Source organism: Dyadobacter jejuensis (genome assembly GCF_003149085.1).
Classification (GTDB): Bacteria; Bacteroidota; Bacteroidia; order Cytophagales; family Spirosomataceae; genus Dyadobacter; species Dyadobacter jejuensis.
On the sequence record NZ_QGDT01000010.1, the window covers coordinates 74,472 to 91,625 of the forward strand.

Annotated in this window: 16 protein-coding genes; 6 read left to right on the top strand and 10 right to left on the bottom strand. The window is 45.0% G+C overall.

Annotated elements, in window-relative coordinates:
* Window positions 1-142 precede the first annotated feature (142 nt).
* The 4 genes from CLV98_RS17025 to folP all read right to left on the bottom strand — a co-directional run bounded on the left by CLV98_RS17025 (window position 143) and on the right by folP (window position 3,755).
* Window positions 143-1,414 carry a lactonase family protein gene (locus tag CLV98_RS17025; RefSeq protein ID WP_109676121.1) on the bottom strand — a complete coding sequence of 424 codons (1,272 nt, stop codon included), beginning with the start codon at window positions 1,412-1,414 and terminating at the stop codon, window positions 143-145.
* Between the two features lie 293 nt (window positions 1,415-1,707).
* On the bottom strand, window positions 1,708-1,971 hold the full coding sequence (rpsT, locus tag CLV98_RS17030) for a 30S ribosomal protein S20 (RefSeq protein ID WP_090335882.1): 264 nt from the start codon (window positions 1,969-1,971) through the stop codon (window positions 1,708-1,710).
* A 94-nt stretch (window positions 1,972-2,065) separates the two neighbouring features.
* Window positions 2,066-2,869: a diadenylate cyclase CdaA gene (gene cdaA, locus CLV98_RS17035; RefSeq protein WP_109676123.1), complete on the bottom strand. Its 804-nt coding sequence runs from the start codon at window positions 2,867-2,869 to the stop codon at window positions 2,066-2,068.
* Between the two features lie 37 nt (window positions 2,870-2,906).
* Window positions 2,907-3,755, bottom strand: a complete 849-nt coding sequence (folP, locus tag CLV98_RS17040) for a dihydropteroate synthase (protein ID WP_109676125.1) — start codon at window positions 3,753-3,755, stop codon at window positions 2,907-2,909.
* A gap of 29 nt (window positions 3,756-3,784) precedes the next feature.
* Between folP and CLV98_RS17045 the strand changes: the two genes are divergently transcribed.
* The 3 genes from CLV98_RS17045 to CLV98_RS17055 are packed head-to-tail and all read left to right on the top strand — an operon-like array spanning window position 3,785 to window position 5,993.
* Window positions 3,785-4,324, top strand: coding sequence for a DUF1599 domain-containing protein (locus CLV98_RS17045; protein ID WP_109676127.1), 540 nt, complete (start codon window positions 3,785-3,787; stop codon window positions 4,322-4,324).
* A 27-nt stretch (window positions 4,325-4,351) separates the two neighbouring features.
* Entirely contained in the window at window positions 4,352-5,443 is a 1,092-nt protein-coding gene (locus tag CLV98_RS17050; RefSeq protein WP_109676129.1) for a BT_3928 family protein, read from the top strand.
* A 37-nt stretch (window positions 5,444-5,480) separates the two neighbouring features.
* A complete protein-coding gene (locus CLV98_RS17055; protein WP_109676131.1) occupies window positions 5,481-5,993 on the top strand; it encodes a shikimate kinase in 513 nt (170 codons plus the stop codon).
* 174 nt (window positions 5,994-6,167) lie between these two features.
* On the opposite strand, the gene CLV98_RS17060 is transcribed toward CLV98_RS17055, so the two are convergent.
* Both CLV98_RS17060 and CLV98_RS17065 read right to left on the bottom strand, forming a co-directional pair.
* Entirely contained in the window at window positions 6,168-7,739 is a 1,572-nt protein-coding gene (locus tag CLV98_RS17060) for a hypothetical protein (protein WP_109676337.1), read from the bottom strand.
* Between the two features lie 114 nt (window positions 7,740-7,853).
* On the bottom strand, window positions 7,854-9,086 hold the full coding sequence (locus CLV98_RS17065; protein WP_229203429.1) for a hypothetical protein: 1,233 nt from the start codon (window positions 9,084-9,086) through the stop codon (window positions 7,854-7,856).
* 220 nt (window positions 9,087-9,306) lie between these two features.
* Here CLV98_RS17065 and proS point away from each other — a divergent pair, with 220 nt between their 5' ends.
* On the top strand, window positions 9,307-10,782 hold the full coding sequence (proS, locus tag CLV98_RS17070; protein WP_109676135.1) for a proline--tRNA ligase: 1,476 nt from the start codon (window positions 9,307-9,309) through the stop codon (window positions 10,780-10,782).
* Between the two features lie 74 nt (window positions 10,783-10,856).
* A complete protein-coding gene (locus CLV98_RS17075; RefSeq protein ID WP_109676137.1) occupies window positions 10,857-11,291 on the top strand; it encodes an FKBP-type peptidyl-prolyl cis-trans isomerase in 435 nt (144 codons plus the stop codon).
* 50 nt (window positions 11,292-11,341) lie between these two features.
* Here CLV98_RS17075 and CLV98_RS17080 read toward each other — a convergent pair whose 3' ends face one another.
* Both CLV98_RS17080 and dprA read right to left on the bottom strand, forming a co-directional pair.
* Window positions 11,342-11,968, bottom strand: coding sequence for an AlbA family DNA-binding domain-containing protein (locus CLV98_RS17080; protein ID WP_109676139.1), 627 nt, complete (start codon window positions 11,966-11,968; stop codon window positions 11,342-11,344).
* The gene (dprA, locus tag CLV98_RS17085) at window positions 11,965-13,098 is read right to left on the bottom strand and encodes a DNA-processing protein DprA (protein ID WP_109676141.1); all 1,134 of its coding nucleotides are present in this window, start codon (window positions 13,096-13,098) and stop codon (window positions 11,965-11,967) included. The genes CLV98_RS17080 and dprA overlap by 4 nt, the downstream gene beginning before the upstream one ends.
* 144 nt (window positions 13,099-13,242) lie before the next feature.
* On the opposite strand from dprA, the gene CLV98_RS17090 reads away from it, so the two are divergent.
* The gene (locus CLV98_RS17090; protein ID WP_109676143.1) at window positions 13,243-15,063 is read left to right on the top strand and encodes an alpha-amylase family glycosyl hydrolase; all 1,821 of its coding nucleotides are present in this window, start codon (window positions 13,243-13,245) and stop codon (window positions 15,061-15,063) included.
* Between the two features lie 198 nt (window positions 15,064-15,261).
* Here CLV98_RS17090 and lepB read toward each other — a convergent pair whose 3' ends face one another.
* Complete coding sequence (gene lepB, locus CLV98_RS17095) at window positions 15,262-16,371, bottom strand: signal peptidase I (RefSeq protein WP_109676145.1); 1,110 nt, start codon at window positions 16,369-16,371, stop codon at window positions 15,262-15,264.
* A 57-nt stretch (window positions 16,372-16,428) separates the two neighbouring features.
* Window positions 16,429-17,151, bottom strand: coding sequence for a 4-hydroxy-tetrahydrodipicolinate reductase (gene dapB, locus CLV98_RS17100; RefSeq protein WP_109676146.1), 723 nt, complete (start codon window positions 17,149-17,151; stop codon window positions 16,429-16,431).
* Window positions 17,152-17,154: the final 3 nt, after the last annotated feature.

Below are 17,154 nucleotides of genomic sequence, written 5' to 3' on the forward strand. Positions count from 1 at the left end.
GACTATACCTTCGTAGAACCGTCTTAAGACGAACGAAATCGGCGCATGACCTAGAAAGCCTAGCCCATTTGGGATGTTATTAACTAAAAAGACCGGCACGAGGCCGGTCCTTATAGTAATAACTATTTGGTTTTATCTTCCATCAAGGAATCACACGTACCGTATGAGCACCTTTACCAAGACTTACCTTCGCATCTTGTTTCTTCAGAGCAGGTGTATCTCCTTTGGTTACCGTCCAGAACTCTACCCCCCCGTTACCAGTACCAAACTCTAGATATTCGAATACTGTTACGGCGATGTTGGATCCGTCTTTATCGAAGGCTACACTACGTGGGTAGATTCCTTCGAAGGGGTAATCGGCCACTTTAGATAGTGTACCATCAGCACCAATTTTGAAAAGATTCAACGATGAACCTACTCCCGATCCTGGCTCAGTCCATTGTGAACCACTTTTGGCGGCGTTAACCGCTACTAATAGGCTACCGTCAGGGCTAATCGCAAAAGAACCTGGGTTTACTCCAATATTGGTTTGGCTGGCTATTTTGTGCTCTGCCGAACCATCCATCGAGAAGTCTACTACCAATAACTCTCCTGCCTCTGTTCCCTTGCCTTGGACACTTTTACCGTCAACGATGAAATAATGCTTACCATCTGGAGAAAAAGAACCAAAAGTTGGGTTGCTACCTACTTTAATGGTTTTGCCTAGCAAGTCCACATTTTTCAATTTTCCAGCTTCCCGAATCACCTTATAGATTCCTACCTCGTGGTTATCTAAGGTAAAGGCGATAAAGTCACCAGATGGATGCCATGAAAGGTCTACAATACGGGTAGTAGAATCGATGGCAGCCGGTAAATTAAGGAAACGAGTAGGCTTACCATCGGCTGCTGTTTCTATAAATACCAACTCTTTTCCAGCTTCGCTGGTAGATATTATCAACTCGTTCTTATTAATATCGATGGACGTAGGATTTTTCCCTACTGGGAATCCAAATTTAGCTTTAGGATCTGCCAAGTTAGAAATATCGACAACATATAGCTTCTCTCCGATGGGGAACTCCGACAATATATCTTTGTACTCTGCAGTTCCATCTGCAGGGCGAACTTTATTTTCTAATACAAATGCCAACCGACCAAAAGTAGGAACGGCCATTGTTTTGGTATTTCCTATGACCGAATTTGCGATAATACTACTACCTACCCCCTTAGTGCCTCTTACGGCAGGAAACTTAATAGTGGTCAATTGATCTTTCGCAGCGATGTCGGTCAATAACTTTCCGTCTACCAAAGCCGAAGCTTCCATGTCACCGTCAGACAAAACAACGATTCCTTTGGCATTAAAATCAATGGTAGACTGGGCTACGGCTGGCACCGATCCCATGGCGATTAAACCGGCAAAAAGGGCGATTCTTTTCATAAAATTGTTAATAAATTAGGTTTAATTATTTAATACAATACATGCCTTATAACATGCCAAAAGAAACTTCAACAGACCGAAATGTCTCATTAAAGTTTCTTTCACGATTCTGCAATTTAATAAAAAAATGGGTAAATAGAAGGTTTGGCCTCATTTTATGCCAAATTTCCATCGGGCTACAGCCGTCATTTAGTGGCTTCGAACGGGATAAATAAATGGCTGATAAAGCCTAAAAATAAAAATACCCTGATGGAAAACCATCAGGGTATTTTTATATATTATCTTACTAATATTTATGCAGCAACTGCCAAAGAGTTAACAAGCTTAGCCAGTTTAGATTTCTGGTTAGAAGCTTTTTTCTTATGAATAATGTTCTTCTTTGCCAAACGATCTAGCATGCTTGAAACGGTCTTGTACACTTCAATCGCTACAGTCTTGTCGGTTGTTTCACGCAATTTTTTAACATAAGAACGAGTAGTTTTATGCTGATAACGGTTGCGCAAACGCTTTGTTTCGTTTGCACGAATTCTTTTTAATGCTGATTTATGATTTGCCATTTTCTAATGATATATATGAGTCTATTCTCAATCGGTTGACAAAAGTAAGAATAACACTTTTAATAGACAAACATCATGTTGATTTTTTTGTCTTTTATTCTGCCATTTGCTTCATATCGGACGATAAATACTCTGTTAATCGGTTGAAGAGTTCCGAACCAGGCACATTTGAAATCAACTCTCCTTCAATGGCTAGGGAAATCTTACCGGTTTGCTCAGAAATAACGATCACAATAGCGTCGGTAGCTTCGCTCATTCCGATAGCGGCCCTATGCCTGAAGCCTAAGGAGGAAGAAATGTCGATACCGTCGGCCACGGGTAACACACAACGCGCAGCTTTAATACGGCCATCAATCACCAATACGGCTCCATCATGAAGCTCGCTGTACTGATTAAACAAGGAAACCAGCAAGGGCTTGGAGAGCTTCGCATCCAAAATATCCCCTGTTTCTATATATTTCCCCAAGTCATCCTTTTTATTGATCACGATAAGGGCACCGGTAAAGCTGGCTGCCACCGCTTTGCTGGCCTCTACGATCTCTTTCAAATTTTGTGATTTTACATCTATTACCGCATTGCCCAGAATCCTTTTCATGATTCCATTATTGGTATATATAGTCGACTTACCGATAATAAGCAGAAACCGCCGTATTTCCTGTTGAAAAATAACGATCAATGCCACGGCACCTACCCCCATAAAATATTGAAGAATGGCCGTCATAAGCCCCAGGCCCAAACCGCGAACGACCAAGTAGAAGAAATAAACAAAAAGATAGCCCATAAATACCCTACTGGCTATACTTCCCCGTACCAAAGTATATACCTGGTACAACAACACTGTCACTAAAAAGATATCGAGAACGTCCGTCCAATGAATATCCAAAAAACCAATCCGCATAAAAAAGTTAAAAATACCCAGCTAATTTACCAAAATATTATTGTAATGTATGTGTTTCTGACCATAGTTTTATAACTTCTACAGCCGGCCGTACATCATGAACCCTTAAAATGGAGGCCCCTCTTTCGATTGCCAGCATATGCAAGGCAGTCGTTCCGTTCAGCGCATCCTGTGGTGCGCAGCCTAAGGTCCTCCATACCATTGCTTTTCGGGACACCCCCACCAGTATGGGCAAATTTAATGCCTGAAAAGCATCCAAATGACGCAATAATTCAAAATTCTGTGCCTGTGTTTTAGCGAATCCAAACCCTGGATCCACAATGATATCGGCTAACCCATCGGCCTCGAGCCGTCGGATCGTAGGAAGGAGGTCACGAATCACATCTTCCACCACATTCCCATACCCCGTCAGCTGCTGCATCGTTTGTGGGGTCCCCCGCATATGCATCAGTACATAGGGTACCTTCAGCGCCAAAACCTCCCGCAACATATGGGGGTCCAAAGTCCCTCCCGACACGTCATTAACAATATGCGCACCCTTTGCTACTACTAACTTTGCAACTTCTGAACGAAAAGTATCAACAGATATGATAATTTCAGGTAAGAATTTATTAAGCGGTTCGACGACCGGCATCAATCTATCCAGCTCTTCGGACACACTGATATCGATCGCCCCTGGACGGGTAGAATACCCACCAATATCAATAAAACTGGCCCCCTGCTCCCACATGCTCCCCGCAATATCGATCAGTTGGTCAACAGAGGCTATTCGACTGCCATGATAAAAGGAATCTGGAGTAAGATTTAGTATTCCCATTACCTTAGGGATAGAAAGGTCGACTAACCGCCCACCTACATTGAGCGTTTTTTTACTAACTTGCGGCATATTTAGTTAAGTTAATCAGATAACACGACGTGAAATCCACAGAAGCGGAATATCAGGAAATCATTCAGCATTGCCAAGATCTTTTTACAAAAAAAAATCAGGATTATGGAACCTCTTGGCGCATACTAAGGCTTCCTTCCATTACTGACCAGCTATATATCAAGGCACAACGCATACGTACGATCCAAGAAAAAGGACAACAAAAAGTGGAAGACGCTATAGCTGGTGAGTTTATTGGTCTCATCAACTACTCCGTGATGGCTTTGATTCAAATAGAGCTATTGGACACCACAGAACCAGAATCCGACTTAAGCCAGGCCTATTCGCAGGTAGTTTTGGAGGTACAAGAACTACTCTTTAACAAGAATCACGATTATGGTGAAGCCTGGAGGGCCATGCGCATTAGCTCCATGACCGACATCATTCTCATGAAACTACTGAGGATTAAACAGATTGAAGACAACCATGGTGTTACCTTGGTTTCGGAAGGCGTGAAGGCAGGCTATCAAGACATCATCAACTATTCGGTGTTCTGCCTGATACAGTCCAATGCCCTCCAGACCAACTAAAGAATCTATACTAAAACGACCCTTAATATGAAGATCCTAGCCCAGATTTCGAGAGTTATAGTAAGTCTATTATTTATCTTTTCAGGCCTAATAAAACTCAACGATCCGGTTGGCACACAATATAAGTTAGAAGAGTATTTTGAAGTATTCGCCGCAGACCTGCCTCCGTTTCACGACCTTTTTATGGCCATGGTGCCCTTTGCCCTTTACTTTTCGGTGTTCTTATGTGTGGCCGAAGTAGTGCTGGGAATTGCCTTACTGCTCGGCTACAAGCCTAAGACTACCTCTTGGCTACTCTTATTGATCATCCTATTTTTCACCTTCCTTACCTTCTATTCGGCCTATTTCAATAAGGTGACCGACTGCGGGTGCTTTGGCGCCGCTATAAAACTAACTCCCTGGACTTCGTTCGGTAAGGATCTCTTCTTACTAGTACTCATTATTATTATCGTCCTTTATCGATCCAAATTCAAAGCGCTGCCTACCGGAATGTTGGTCATGCTCGCTACGGTAGGCTCCTTGGGTGTGGCCTTTTATGCCCTGCGCCATTTACCCCTTATCGACTTACTACCTTACCGGGTAGGCGCTAGTATTCCGGAACAGATGAAGCCGTCGGAAGCCTTTCGGTACCAATATATTTTCGAGAAAAATGGGGAAACCTTTAAGTACGAACAATACCCTAGCGACACCACGCTCACCTATAAGGATATGGTGGTGTTAAATCCAGAAGCAGCTCCTAAAATCACCGATTATAGAGTCTGGAAGGGTGATATCGATTTTACAGAAGAATCTTTTCAGGGTAAAAAGCTCTTTGTAATTCTAAAGAACTTTACCGATATCAATACCGCCGCATTGCCTGGCATTCAAAAGCTTATTACTGAACTAGGGAGTTCCGATGTTCAGCCTATTATACTCAGCTCGGGAAGTAGCGATCGGATAGAAAGCTTTATTGAACAACATCAGCTAAATGCTCCTTATTATTTTGTAGATGGCACTGTTCTAAAAACTATTTCTCGGTCCAATCCTGGTCTATGGTTGCTAGAAGACGGTGTTGTCAAAGGAAAATGGCATTATAATGACACCCCTACCGCCCAAGACGTATTGACCTTGGTCCGCTAATTAATTACAGACTCGTTATCTATATAAGGAACTTCTGATGAAAAATATCATCCTAGTGGGCATGATGTCCTCTGGCAAAACCACCGTAGGCAAACGACTTGCCGCCCGTTTAGGGTATCAATTCATAGACCTCGACCAACGAATCGTAGCGTTGGAGGGTATGGAAATATCTGATCTTTTTAAAACTAAAGGGGAAGCCTATTTTAGAGAAGTAGAACTTCGAGCCCTCCTCGAGTTAAAACCAGAAGCAGGCTTGGTAGTAGCTACCGGAGGCGGAACCCCTTGCTTTTTTGACAATATGACCACCATCAAATCGCTCGGGATTAGTGTATTTCTGAATATTCCGGCGGAAGTGCTGGCCAAACGAATCGAAAAGCATGCCAAGGACGACCGTCCGATTTTGTCAGGGGCCGTGTCCTTATTGGGCACTCTAGAGGCAAAAATACGAGAAAGATCCCCATTTTACGCCATGGCCGATTATACGCTGGAGGGCGAACAACCGGTGGATGAATTAGTGGCCAGAATAGAAAAAGTCCTTTCACAGGCTTAAATGCCCCCTCCCCTTCTAATGAGAAATATACGCTACTAAAAAAAGCAGGAACCTGTTTGAATTTTAATAATTGAATTGCTTCTCACAGTGGTAGCCCAAAAAGAGCATCAACAATCATATGGTTAATTTTCAAACAGGCTCCTTGCATTTAGAAAAAATATTGACTCTATGGTCTTACTGTCCAAAGAATACTCCCGCCGACAATTGGACGTTAAGGGATGTGTTTTTGATCTCCGCCGAATAATAGTCCTGTGCATTATTTAGCACATAAGGAGTAAAAGCAGTTTTATAGGGGCTGAAAGTCGCAGATATATCTAGAAAATATTTGTTATTGCGAACACCGGCTCCGAACGATGCCAACCAACGATCCCGGTTGACGCCATCGTTTCGACTTAAATATGGGTCAGCCAGGTAGGCCATTCCCGCACGGGCGCGAAAAACGCCGGTTCTGAACTCCCCTCCAACTCTTACGTTCACCGTGTTTCTGTAAGTGTTTGCGATCTCATTTTTAGTATTGGTTTTGAAGGCACTATTCCTTTCAGCGCTAAGATCCTTAGTGTTAGCGCCCATCCCGTTATAGCCAATATATTCGATGGTACCGGTAATAAAACCACTTCTATTGATCAAATAGGTGGCCCCGACGGCTCCCTTAAAGGGGCCCGTCAGCTGATACTTAAAGTCATTAGGAGCCATATCTACAAAGTCGTACGAGGGACTGATCAGGTTGCCATTACCGTCCGGCACCACACCATCGACAAAAGTCGCTCCAAAATACTGATAAAACGTTTCATTCACCCCCGTGAAGGTGGGAGTAGACAATTGCCCGCCCAGCTGAAAGCTAGGTGTAACGCGGTACATCATACCCAAGGTAAGGTTCACACCGGTACCACGTACGGTAAGGGAATCGACTTTGGTATTGGAAATAATATCGGGGCTATTTAGATATAGGTCGTCATGATAGAAACGATAATCGTATCGAATGCTACTAATCCCCAAATTCCCGCCTACATATAACTTGTCATCGTAGTTCCCTGCATAGGCAAAGGACCACTGTGTGGTGGCTCCCTTGGACTCAAAGGTCCCCAACTGATCGACAGCGCTTTCGGCATCGAGGGCAGTCCAGGTATTGGGAACATTGGTTTGGGAAGAAGTCGGATTGATCAGGTAAAGTTGGTAATAGGCGGCTGGCACACTATACGCTAAGGGCACGGAGCCATTGCTACCCGCATCAAAATCGCTCGTTATCTCGTTGATAGAATATTGTTGCGCATTGGCATCTTCTACCACCTGGTCCAAATAGGCGCTGCGATCGTTAACACCAGCGTAAGTAAAACGGTTAGTAAAAGCTTGCTGCCGGGAGAAAGAGACGCCAAACGTCGACCGCTTCCATTTCCTTTGGAAACTGGGTTGGCTAGTCAGTATCAAACTGGCTTGGCCGATATTAAAATTCGCCTTGCTGTCGACACTTTCAGTTCCTATATAATTGGTTTTGGTATTGAATGAAGTTACGGCCGGCGAAATGGACAGCTCGGAACGGTTGTAAAAGCCCAAGCCAGCTGGATTGCCAAAAATATTGCTAGCATCGCCACCCAAGGCGGCATGGTTACCGCCCACCCCTTGAAAGCGTGCGGTCCCGGTCTGGGCACTTTCAGAATACCTAAAAGCATCTCCGGCATATTGTGCCTTAGCTCCGAAGGCAAAACAACTGAATAAAGAAAGATAAAAATAGTGCTTAACTGGCATCATGGCTAAGAATAGATTAAAAAATACGTTTTCGCTTATAAAACGAAAACCCTGCAAAAATAGGATAAATTTTGCAGGGTAATCGTAGCTTTTTGTTATAAAACATGCGGTATTATATCATCTGGGCCCCCTGGAAGACGAACGGCTCGAGCCTCCGCTTGATGACGGTGCGCTACTCCTGCTCGGAGCGCTGTAAGTACGCGTAGGAGCCGTGTACGTTCTGGTGGGCGCCTGATAGGTCCGTTGCTGAGTTGGAGGCGTATAAGACTGAGTCGACCTAGAAGGTGCCGTATAAGTCCTGCCATTAGGAGCCGAATTCGTCACCCGAGTTCTGCTACTTGGCGTGCTGTAGCTGGACCTAGAGGCTGGGGAGCTATAAGAACCACTTCTCGAAGTATTGGTGCTCCGTGGCGCATAATAAGTATTGGCCTCCGAGGCTGTCCTATAGCTACGCGACGAGCTGGACGAAGGAGTGGAAACACTACCTGATGAGCGACCACCGTAATAGGCATTGGCACGTGTGCTAGAAGCGGCTGCCCTGGAATTAGAATATGCACTGGAATTGACCGTGGCCGAAGAGGCCTGACGTGCACTCCTACTAGAGCTAGAATTCACTACAGCATTACCCCTCGAGGAATTAACCGCCGCACTGTTATAGCTGCTTGTGCCCGACCGGGTTGTTCTTGGACCAGCAGTCCTAAGCCCTACCCTTTCGTAGTTATTGACTACGACCACCGGCCGGCTGTAAGCCCAGGGATTGTACCCGTAGCCATAGCCACCGTAGTATCGGTTGTACATTCCATATCCCAACATACTACCATAACCGAGCATACTGCTATATCCGAATGGTGAATAAAAGGGGTCATACATGAAAGGATCGTAAAAGCCCATCATATTGCCGTACCCGTAGGGAGAATATCCCATCCCATAACCCATGCCGTAGCCAAGAGAGATGGAAGGACGGAAACCAAAACCGCCAAAGCCTAAACGAAAGCCCATACTGGAACCGGGCCAATAATTGCCCATTCCATAATAAGGATTGGAAAGCCGCGTGGCTTGATTGAAACCATCGGCGAAGCCACTATTATAGCCTACCTGGTCGGAAACCCGACGCTGCACGCTTCTGGAAGATAAATAATTCTCATCGTAATAATCGGCCGATCCCGATTGCTGGGACTCATTGCCCACGGCATAGTCCGGATTATCATAGCGCGAAAGCTCCTCTGGTACAGCACGTTGGTATCTTTGCACAGACGAGCTGCCCCCTCCGTAAAGGTCATCATAATCCGCGCCAGATTTGGAAATATAATTATTGGTCGTGCAGCCCAAAGTTCCAAAGAGGGCTAACATGGAAAATAGATTAAATTTATGGAAAATCTTCATGGCTGCTTTAAGATTAAAAGTTCGGTACTAATATACAAAAAATTTATACCCATTATCCTGTTTTAACATCAAAATTAACGCTTTAATTCCAAAGTTAGTATAATAACCTATCTTTGCATCCAAAAGTCAAAACGACGATCGAACCGCATAATCAGGCGAAATCACTCGAATAATTAATAACCTAAATATGAGCAAATCCTTACCAAAGCGTAGTGAAAACTACTCCGAATGGTACAATGAACTGGTAAAAAGGGCCGATTTGGCCGAAAACTCCGCGGTAAGGGGTTGTATGGTAATAAAACCATACGGTTTTTCTATCTGGGAAAAGATGCAACGCGCACTGGACGATATGTTCAAGGAAACTGGTCATACAAATGCTTATTTCCCCTTATTTATCCCTAAGTCTTACTTGAGTAAAGAGGCCTCACATGTGGAAGGCTTTGCCAAGGAATGTGCCGTAGTGACCCACTACAGGCTCAAAAACGACCCGAATGGAAAAGGGGTCATTGTGGACCCGGAAGCCAAGCTAGAGGAAGAACTGATCGTAAGACCTACCTCCGAAACGGTGATCTGGAGCACTTATAAGAATTGGATACAATCCTATAGGGACTTGCCTCTACTAATTAACCAGTGGGCCAACGTAGTACGATGGGAAATGCGTACCCGACTGTTCCTGCGGACGGCGGAGTTTTTGTGGCAGGAAGGCCATACGGCACATTCCACCGCCGCAGAAGCCATTGCTGAAACCAAGCAAATGCTCGAAGTGTACACCACTTTTGCCCAAGAATGGATGGCCCTTCCCGTACTTAGAGGGGTTAAAACAGCCAATGAGCGATTTGCTGGGGCGGTGGACACCTACTGTATAGAAGCTCTGATGCAAGATGGTAAAGCCCTACAAGCGGGAACCTCCCACTTCCTAGGCCAGAACTTCGCAGAGGCATTCGACGTCAAATTCCAGAGTAAAGAGGGTAAGTTGGAGCATGTCTGGGGGACCTCTTGGGGCGTAAGCACCCGGCTCATGGGCGCCCTTATTATGGCTCACTCAGACGATAACGGATTGGTGTTGCCTCCGAAGCTAGCCCCTATTCAGGTCGTAATCGTACCTATTTATAAGAGCGAAGAGCAACTCCAAGCCATTGCCGACAAGGTAAAACCCATTACCACCGAATTGAAGAAAAGAGGTATCTCCGTCAAATTCGACGATAATGATGCTTTCAAACCCGGTTATAAATTTGCCGAATATGAACTTAAAGGCGTGCCTGTCCGCCTCGCCATCGGAGCTAGGGACCTCGAGAACAATACCGTTGAGGTGGCACGAAGAGATACAAAAACCAAAGAAACAGTGGTATTGGATGGAATTGTAGACCATATTAGCGACCTACTCGACGACATTCAATTATCCATTTATAATAAGGCCTTGGCTTTCAAAGAGGAGAATACTACATCCGTAGACAGCTATGAGGAGTTCAAGCGCGTATTAGATGAAAAAGGCGGATTCGTTTTGGCCCATTGGGATGGGACTTCCGAAACAGAAGAGCAAATCAAGGAAGAGACTAAAGCTACCATTCGTTGCATTCCCCTTGACCAAAAGCAAGAAGACGGGGTATGTTTTTATTCCGGTAAGCCATCGAAAGGAAGGGTAGTATTTGCTCGGGCATATTAATTTTAAGACTTTTGTATACCGGACGGCCGACGGGTTATATTTTTTTCGGTCGAGATACTAAACATTTTTTACTTATGAAACAGGCGCAAGCAGGTGATACCGTTCATGTTCATTACAAAGGAACACTAACTGATGGCCAACTTTTTGACTCATCGGAAGGACGTGAACCACTTAGCTTTCAATTGGGAAGCGGCATGGTGATTAAAGGATTTGACGACGGCGTTACTGGAATGGCCATTGGCGAAAAAAAGACCATTAATATTCCAAATATGGAAGCCTATGGTCCCGTTAATGAGGAAATGGTGATTAAATTCCCTAAGGCACAAATTCCTGCCGATATACCATTGGAAATAGGTAGCTCCTTGAACATGCACCAAGAAGGTAACGGTCAAACGGTACAGGTCATTGTCAAAGAGGTAGGTGATGAATTTGTAGTTCTTGATGCCAATCACCCTTTGGCGGGTAAGGACTTGATTTTTGAACTTGAATTGGTAAGCATAGCCGAGTAATACCGCGGCAAGCCAGTATTAAGAAGGCGCATGGTTTCATGCGCCTTCTTTCATTCCGACCATTTTAGGCTGTACTCTCCCGCTTTAGACACTTTCAATAGTATTTGCTTCTCCGCTAAGTTATTCAGCATTCTTTCTGCCCTTTTTTCCGAAATATTAATCACCCGACTAAATGCCTTGGGGTTAATCGTATCATTCTCTTTCAATAAGTTGATGAGCGTCTTTACATGCCTAGTGGTGAGTAGCTTTTCAGTATCTGCGTCCACTTCCCCAGCCATGAGTAACCTGGGGATGGGAATACTCTTGTCCTTTACCCGAACATAGATAATCCGTTCCTGTTTTTCATTGATCAGGTAATGCGGTTTCTGATCACTTTCGGGAATTTCCACTCTTAGAATCGTTTTACCCTCTATTTTAGGGGATTTGATGCGCACGGCCATCGGCGGATCGATTAGTTGCGTTACAATACGCTCCAACTTACGGAGTTCGTTTAGTTCGGAAGGAACCCCTACGATCTCCCCCTTATCCCCAATTCCAATCAACAACACCCCACCTGAAGTGTTGGCAAAGGAGTTAATGGTTTTAGCGATTTTATAAACGCTATCGATTTTGCGCTTAAATTCTATACAGAGGCCTTCCCCTGATTTGATAAGTTGGATCGTCGTTTGCTGTTTCAAATTAAGCCATATTTTTTACCAGGTAAGGATTTAACCATTCCCTGAAATTCAAGACTGAGTAAAATATTCGCCAGTGTGTTCAGATGTAGGCCACTTTGCCAGGCGATTTCGTCGAGCTGCATCGGTCCGTGCTGGTAGAGCATCGACAACACCTGCCCTTCATTTTGACTAAACCCATCAAAAACTCCCTGTTGCCCCCCTATGGTGGCATTTAAATCGAATAATTCGGGATCCATTCTTTCATGCCATCCCAAAGCCAAGGCCATATCTTCGACGGCTGTAAACAACGAGGCCTTGTTGTCCCGAATCAAAGCATTACAGCCCTCCGAATGGGCCTGTCCCAGATTGCCCGGCACGGCATACACCTCCCGATGGTAATTTAAGGAAAACTCCACGGTTATCATGCTTCCCCCTTTTAAGCCAGATTCTACAACGATGGTAACGTCGGCCAGTCCGGCAATAATACGATTTCTTGCTGGGAAACGCATAAAATCTGGCCGGGTCATTAAGGCATTCTCGGTGACGATGCCTCCACGTACCATCATTTCCTGAGTCGATTTTATATGTGCTTCTGGATATATGACATTAAGCCCGCTGGCCAACACCCCTATCGTAGACAGATTGTGCTTCACACAGGCCCTATGGGCGGTAATGTCCACACCATAAGCCAAGCCACTGATCACCGTGGCGTCGTAAGGTGACAGATCCCGGACTATGGCCTCCGTCACCCGCTTACCATAGTCGCTGATTTGCCGTGTACCTACAATTCCGACCGAAAGCCCCCTGTTAAAATCCACGTTGCCCCGCGAATAAAGGACTATTGGCGCATCATAGAGGGGCTTTAATCTGGTAGGATAAGTTGCATCCATGTAAAAATGTAAATGCGTCCCCGATTTTAGACAGGTGTTATACTCTTGCTCGCCAAACGCTATTCCCGACTTGAGCCTGATCGTTCGGGCCATTTTTTCCCCTACACCCGGAATTTTCAGTAGTTTACGGGATTCGCTGGCGAACACTTTCTGGGCACTTCCACAATAACTTATAAGTTGCCTTACGGTAATAGCCCCTATCCCCGGCGTGTGCATCAATGCTAAGGTACATATTTTCTCTTCCTCCGATAAGTGTACCATGGCCCTTCATCATTTGGTGAGCAAAACATACGGACAATTCCCCAACAAAACCTCCCCAATTACCCTAAATGGGGTTGGCACAAGAATTATAAGAACAAAACCGTATCATGTCAGTAAAAATAGCAATAATCTTCAGATGGCACTATGAAAACAATAGATAATGATGTTGTAGAATCGGAAATTGGCGACTACGGAATGGGTGCCACTTGCCTACCACAAGGGGTATATTTTAAAGTATGGGCCCCGCACGCCGAAGCGGTAGCTGTAGTCGGCTCATTTAACGAATGGAATCCTGACAGCCATCCCCTACAGCCCACTGGAAATGGGCATTGGGAAGCCTTAGTAGATGGAGCCCAAGAAGGCGATGAGTATAAGTTCCACATTAAAACTGCCGACAACAGTTTTACAAAAAATGATCCGTACGCAGCTAAAGTAACCAATTCGGTAGGTAATAGCGTGGTATACCACCAGGGCCATTTCGATTGGGAAGACGACACCTTCACCATTCCGGCGTGGCATGAGCTGGTCATTTATGAAATGCATGTAGGCACCTTTCATGTTAAAGAAGAAGGCCGGGTGGGCAATTTTTCCAGCGCCATTGAAAGGCTCCCCTACTTGAAAGAAATGGGCTTCAATGCCATAGAGCTTATGCCATGTTCGGAGTTTGCAGGAGATAAATCCTGGGGCTATAACCCTTCCAACCTCTTTGCGATCGAATCGGACTATGGCGGCCCCGATGGATTGAAAGCCTTCGTAAAAGCGGCACATCAGTCGGGAATGGCCGTGATCCTCGATGTGGTATACAACCACCTAGGGCCATCGGACCTTGACCTTTGGCAGTTTGACGGTTGGAATGAAAATGGGCAAGGCGGCATTTATTTCTATAACGACTGGAAAGCCGAGACGCCCTGGGGAAACACCAGGCCCGACTATGGTCGACAGGAGGTGCGCCAGTACCTTTTCGACAATGCCATGTTCTGGCTAGAACATTACCATATCGATGGCCTTCGCATGGATATGGTACCCTATATTAGAAACGTAAAGGCCGACGGAAATCCTGGCAACGACATAGAGGATGGTATCTCGCTGATTCGGTGGATCAATGGCGAAATACGATCACGTTTCCCCAATCATATCACCATTGCCGAAGATATGCATGCCTTGGATTTTATTACCCAGTCGACCGATGGCGGTGGCCTAGGCTATGGCTCCCAATGGGATGCGACCTTCGTGCATAATATCAGGGAGGCGATCATTACCCAGCAAGATGAAGATCGGAATATGGAAGCCGTCGAACGCGCCATACTACAACGCTATAACGACAATGCCTTCGAAAGGATTATCTATACCGAATCGCACGATGAAGTGGCCAATGGCCAGGCCAGAGTGGCTGAAGAAATAGCCGTGGACGATGTAAATAATTGGTACTCCAAAAAACGAGCCGCATTAGGGGTTGCCTTAGTGCTCACCTGCCCCGGAATTCCCATGATATTTCAGGGCCAACCCCTATTGGAAGATCGATGGTTCTCCGATACCGACCCATTGGATTGGTCCAGACTCGAAGCTTTCAGTGGGTTTGTTCAGCTGCACAAGGAACTCATTCATTTGCGAAGAAACTGGTTTGGCGTTACCAAGGGGCTACAAGGGCAGCATACTGATATCATTAGGGTGGATCAAGATCATAAGGTAGTGGTGATCCATCGATATAGTGAAGGTGGCCCCAAAGACAGTGTCGTCGTTGCTTATAATTTTTCAATTTCCAACTATGAAGACTATAAGGTAGGCTTTCCCGCTACGGGCGAATGGAAACTACGGTTCAATAGCGATGAAAAAAAGTATGATCCGCATTTCAACAATATTGCCCGGCACGACCTTGAAGCCTGGGAAGGAGCGTATGACGCACTCCCTGCCTATGTATCGATGAATCTCCCCCCCTATTCGGCCCTTATATTCTCACAAGAGTGAATGAAGGCCAATAGGCTATAATATTCGGAACCAGCACAATACGATCTTGCGCTGGTTCCTATTCAATAGACATCCATGCTCAACTATAAGGCTTAAATATAATTCTTTTTGATATATAATGTTTAATTATATATCAAAATTTAACCTAAAAAAACCCCGGCCAGCGGGGTTTTTAAGTTTATATCTGTTAACTATTGCTTAGTCAATCACTCTAAATAGTCGGCTCCAACGTATTTTGTTGAAGAAGCTTGTAGGATTCGGATCGATCGACATCCATACGAAAACGGCTTTACCTACAATATGATCGTATGGAACGAAGCCCCAATACCTCGAATCGGCCGAATTATGGCGGTTATCGCCCATCATAAAGTAATAATCTTGCTTAAATGTATATTTCGTAATCGCTTCTCCACCCACCTTAATCTCATTGTCCAGGATCTCCACTTGCTCATTATCCTCGTAGTTCTTAATAACGGGCCCGTACATGGCAATATTCTGAGGAGTCATTTCTACAGTCATACCCTCTTTAGGGACGGTAATAGGACCATAATTGTCTCTATTCCATTTAAAAAGATTAGAATTTGGATAAAGCATTGGCTCACTAATTTCCTTAGGGGCCATCACCTTCGAAACCGACTTCACGAAATCATACGACTCCAGCGTCTTGGCGATTTCTACGGTAGTCCACACCAAATAACCCTGTTGATCATTACCAGGAATGGTGTCGTTAAAGGTCTCCGTGTAGCTATTAAACTCCGATATACCATTTTCGCGGAACACCTTCAATTCGTTAACGGAAGTAGTAGTAGCCACAAAATATTCGTCTTCCATACGCACAGGATCGGGCACTTTTTCACCATTGGCGTATACTGACAGTTGGCGCACCTCTAATTGATCGCCAGGCAAGCCCATACATCTTTTGATATAATTCGTTTTTAGATCGATAGGGTGTTGCAATTCGGGAGGGTAGTTAAACACCACCACATCTCCGCGCTTCACCTCGCTAAAACCGGGTAATCTAAACTGCGGAAGCTGAACCGCATCCGAATACGAAGGAATATTAGTACCCCAGATGGTTTGATGGGTTAATGGTACCTGAAGGGGGGTTTTGGGAGTACGGGTCCCATAATGCAACTTACTCACGAAAAGAAAATCGCCTACCAAGAGGCTATTCTCCATAGACGGAGTAGGAATTGTAAAAGCTTCAAAAAACAGCCAGCGAATCAGGGTAGCGGCAACGACTGCAAACAACACAGAGTCGAACCATTCTCTTAAAGGAGATTTATTTTTTTTGGAAGTAGTAGCCATAGAGGATTTCAGGTAACAATTTCTAAGTTAAAGGTTTAATATTTAATGATAATGGGACTAATCGTCCAAGTGACTGAGCAAGTCTTCCATTCCGAATACTCCTTTTTTACCAGGCAACCATTCGGCCGACACGACGGCGCCTAACGCAAATCCCTCACGATTATGGGCCGTATGGGCTATTTCGATGGTATCGACCTCAGAGGTATACTTCACGATATGGGTCCCAGGAACCTCTCCTTCCCTTTCAGATAAGATCGTGATCGCATCGTCGCTCTGTTCAGGTGCGAGTTTCCATTGGCTCAGATGGTCCGTTTCGGCCACTAGGCCCTCAGCCAGAGTAATAGCCGTCCCACTAGGCGCGTCCAATTTGTGAATATGGTGAATTTCGGTCATACTGGCCTTATACCCTTGGCCATTCATCAGTCTGGCTAGCTGCTTGTTAAGTCTAAAAAACAAATTTACCCCAATGCTATAGTTAGAGGCATAGAAAAAAGAGCCCCCATTCGTTTTGCATAAGTCCTCTATTTCCGCCTTATGGTCCAGCCAACCAGTGGTACCACTCACTACTGGCCAGCCTTTTTTGATACAATAAGTAATGTTGAGATAAGCTGCCTCGGGAGCACTAAACTCGATGGCTACATCCACATCTTGAGCCCCTAAAGCCTCCATTTCGTCTCTGTTCCCTAGATCGATTCGCCCTACAATTTGGTGTCCTCTTTCCATTGCTATGCGTTCAATAGTCTTACCCATTTTACCATAACCGAGCAATAAAATATTCATTCC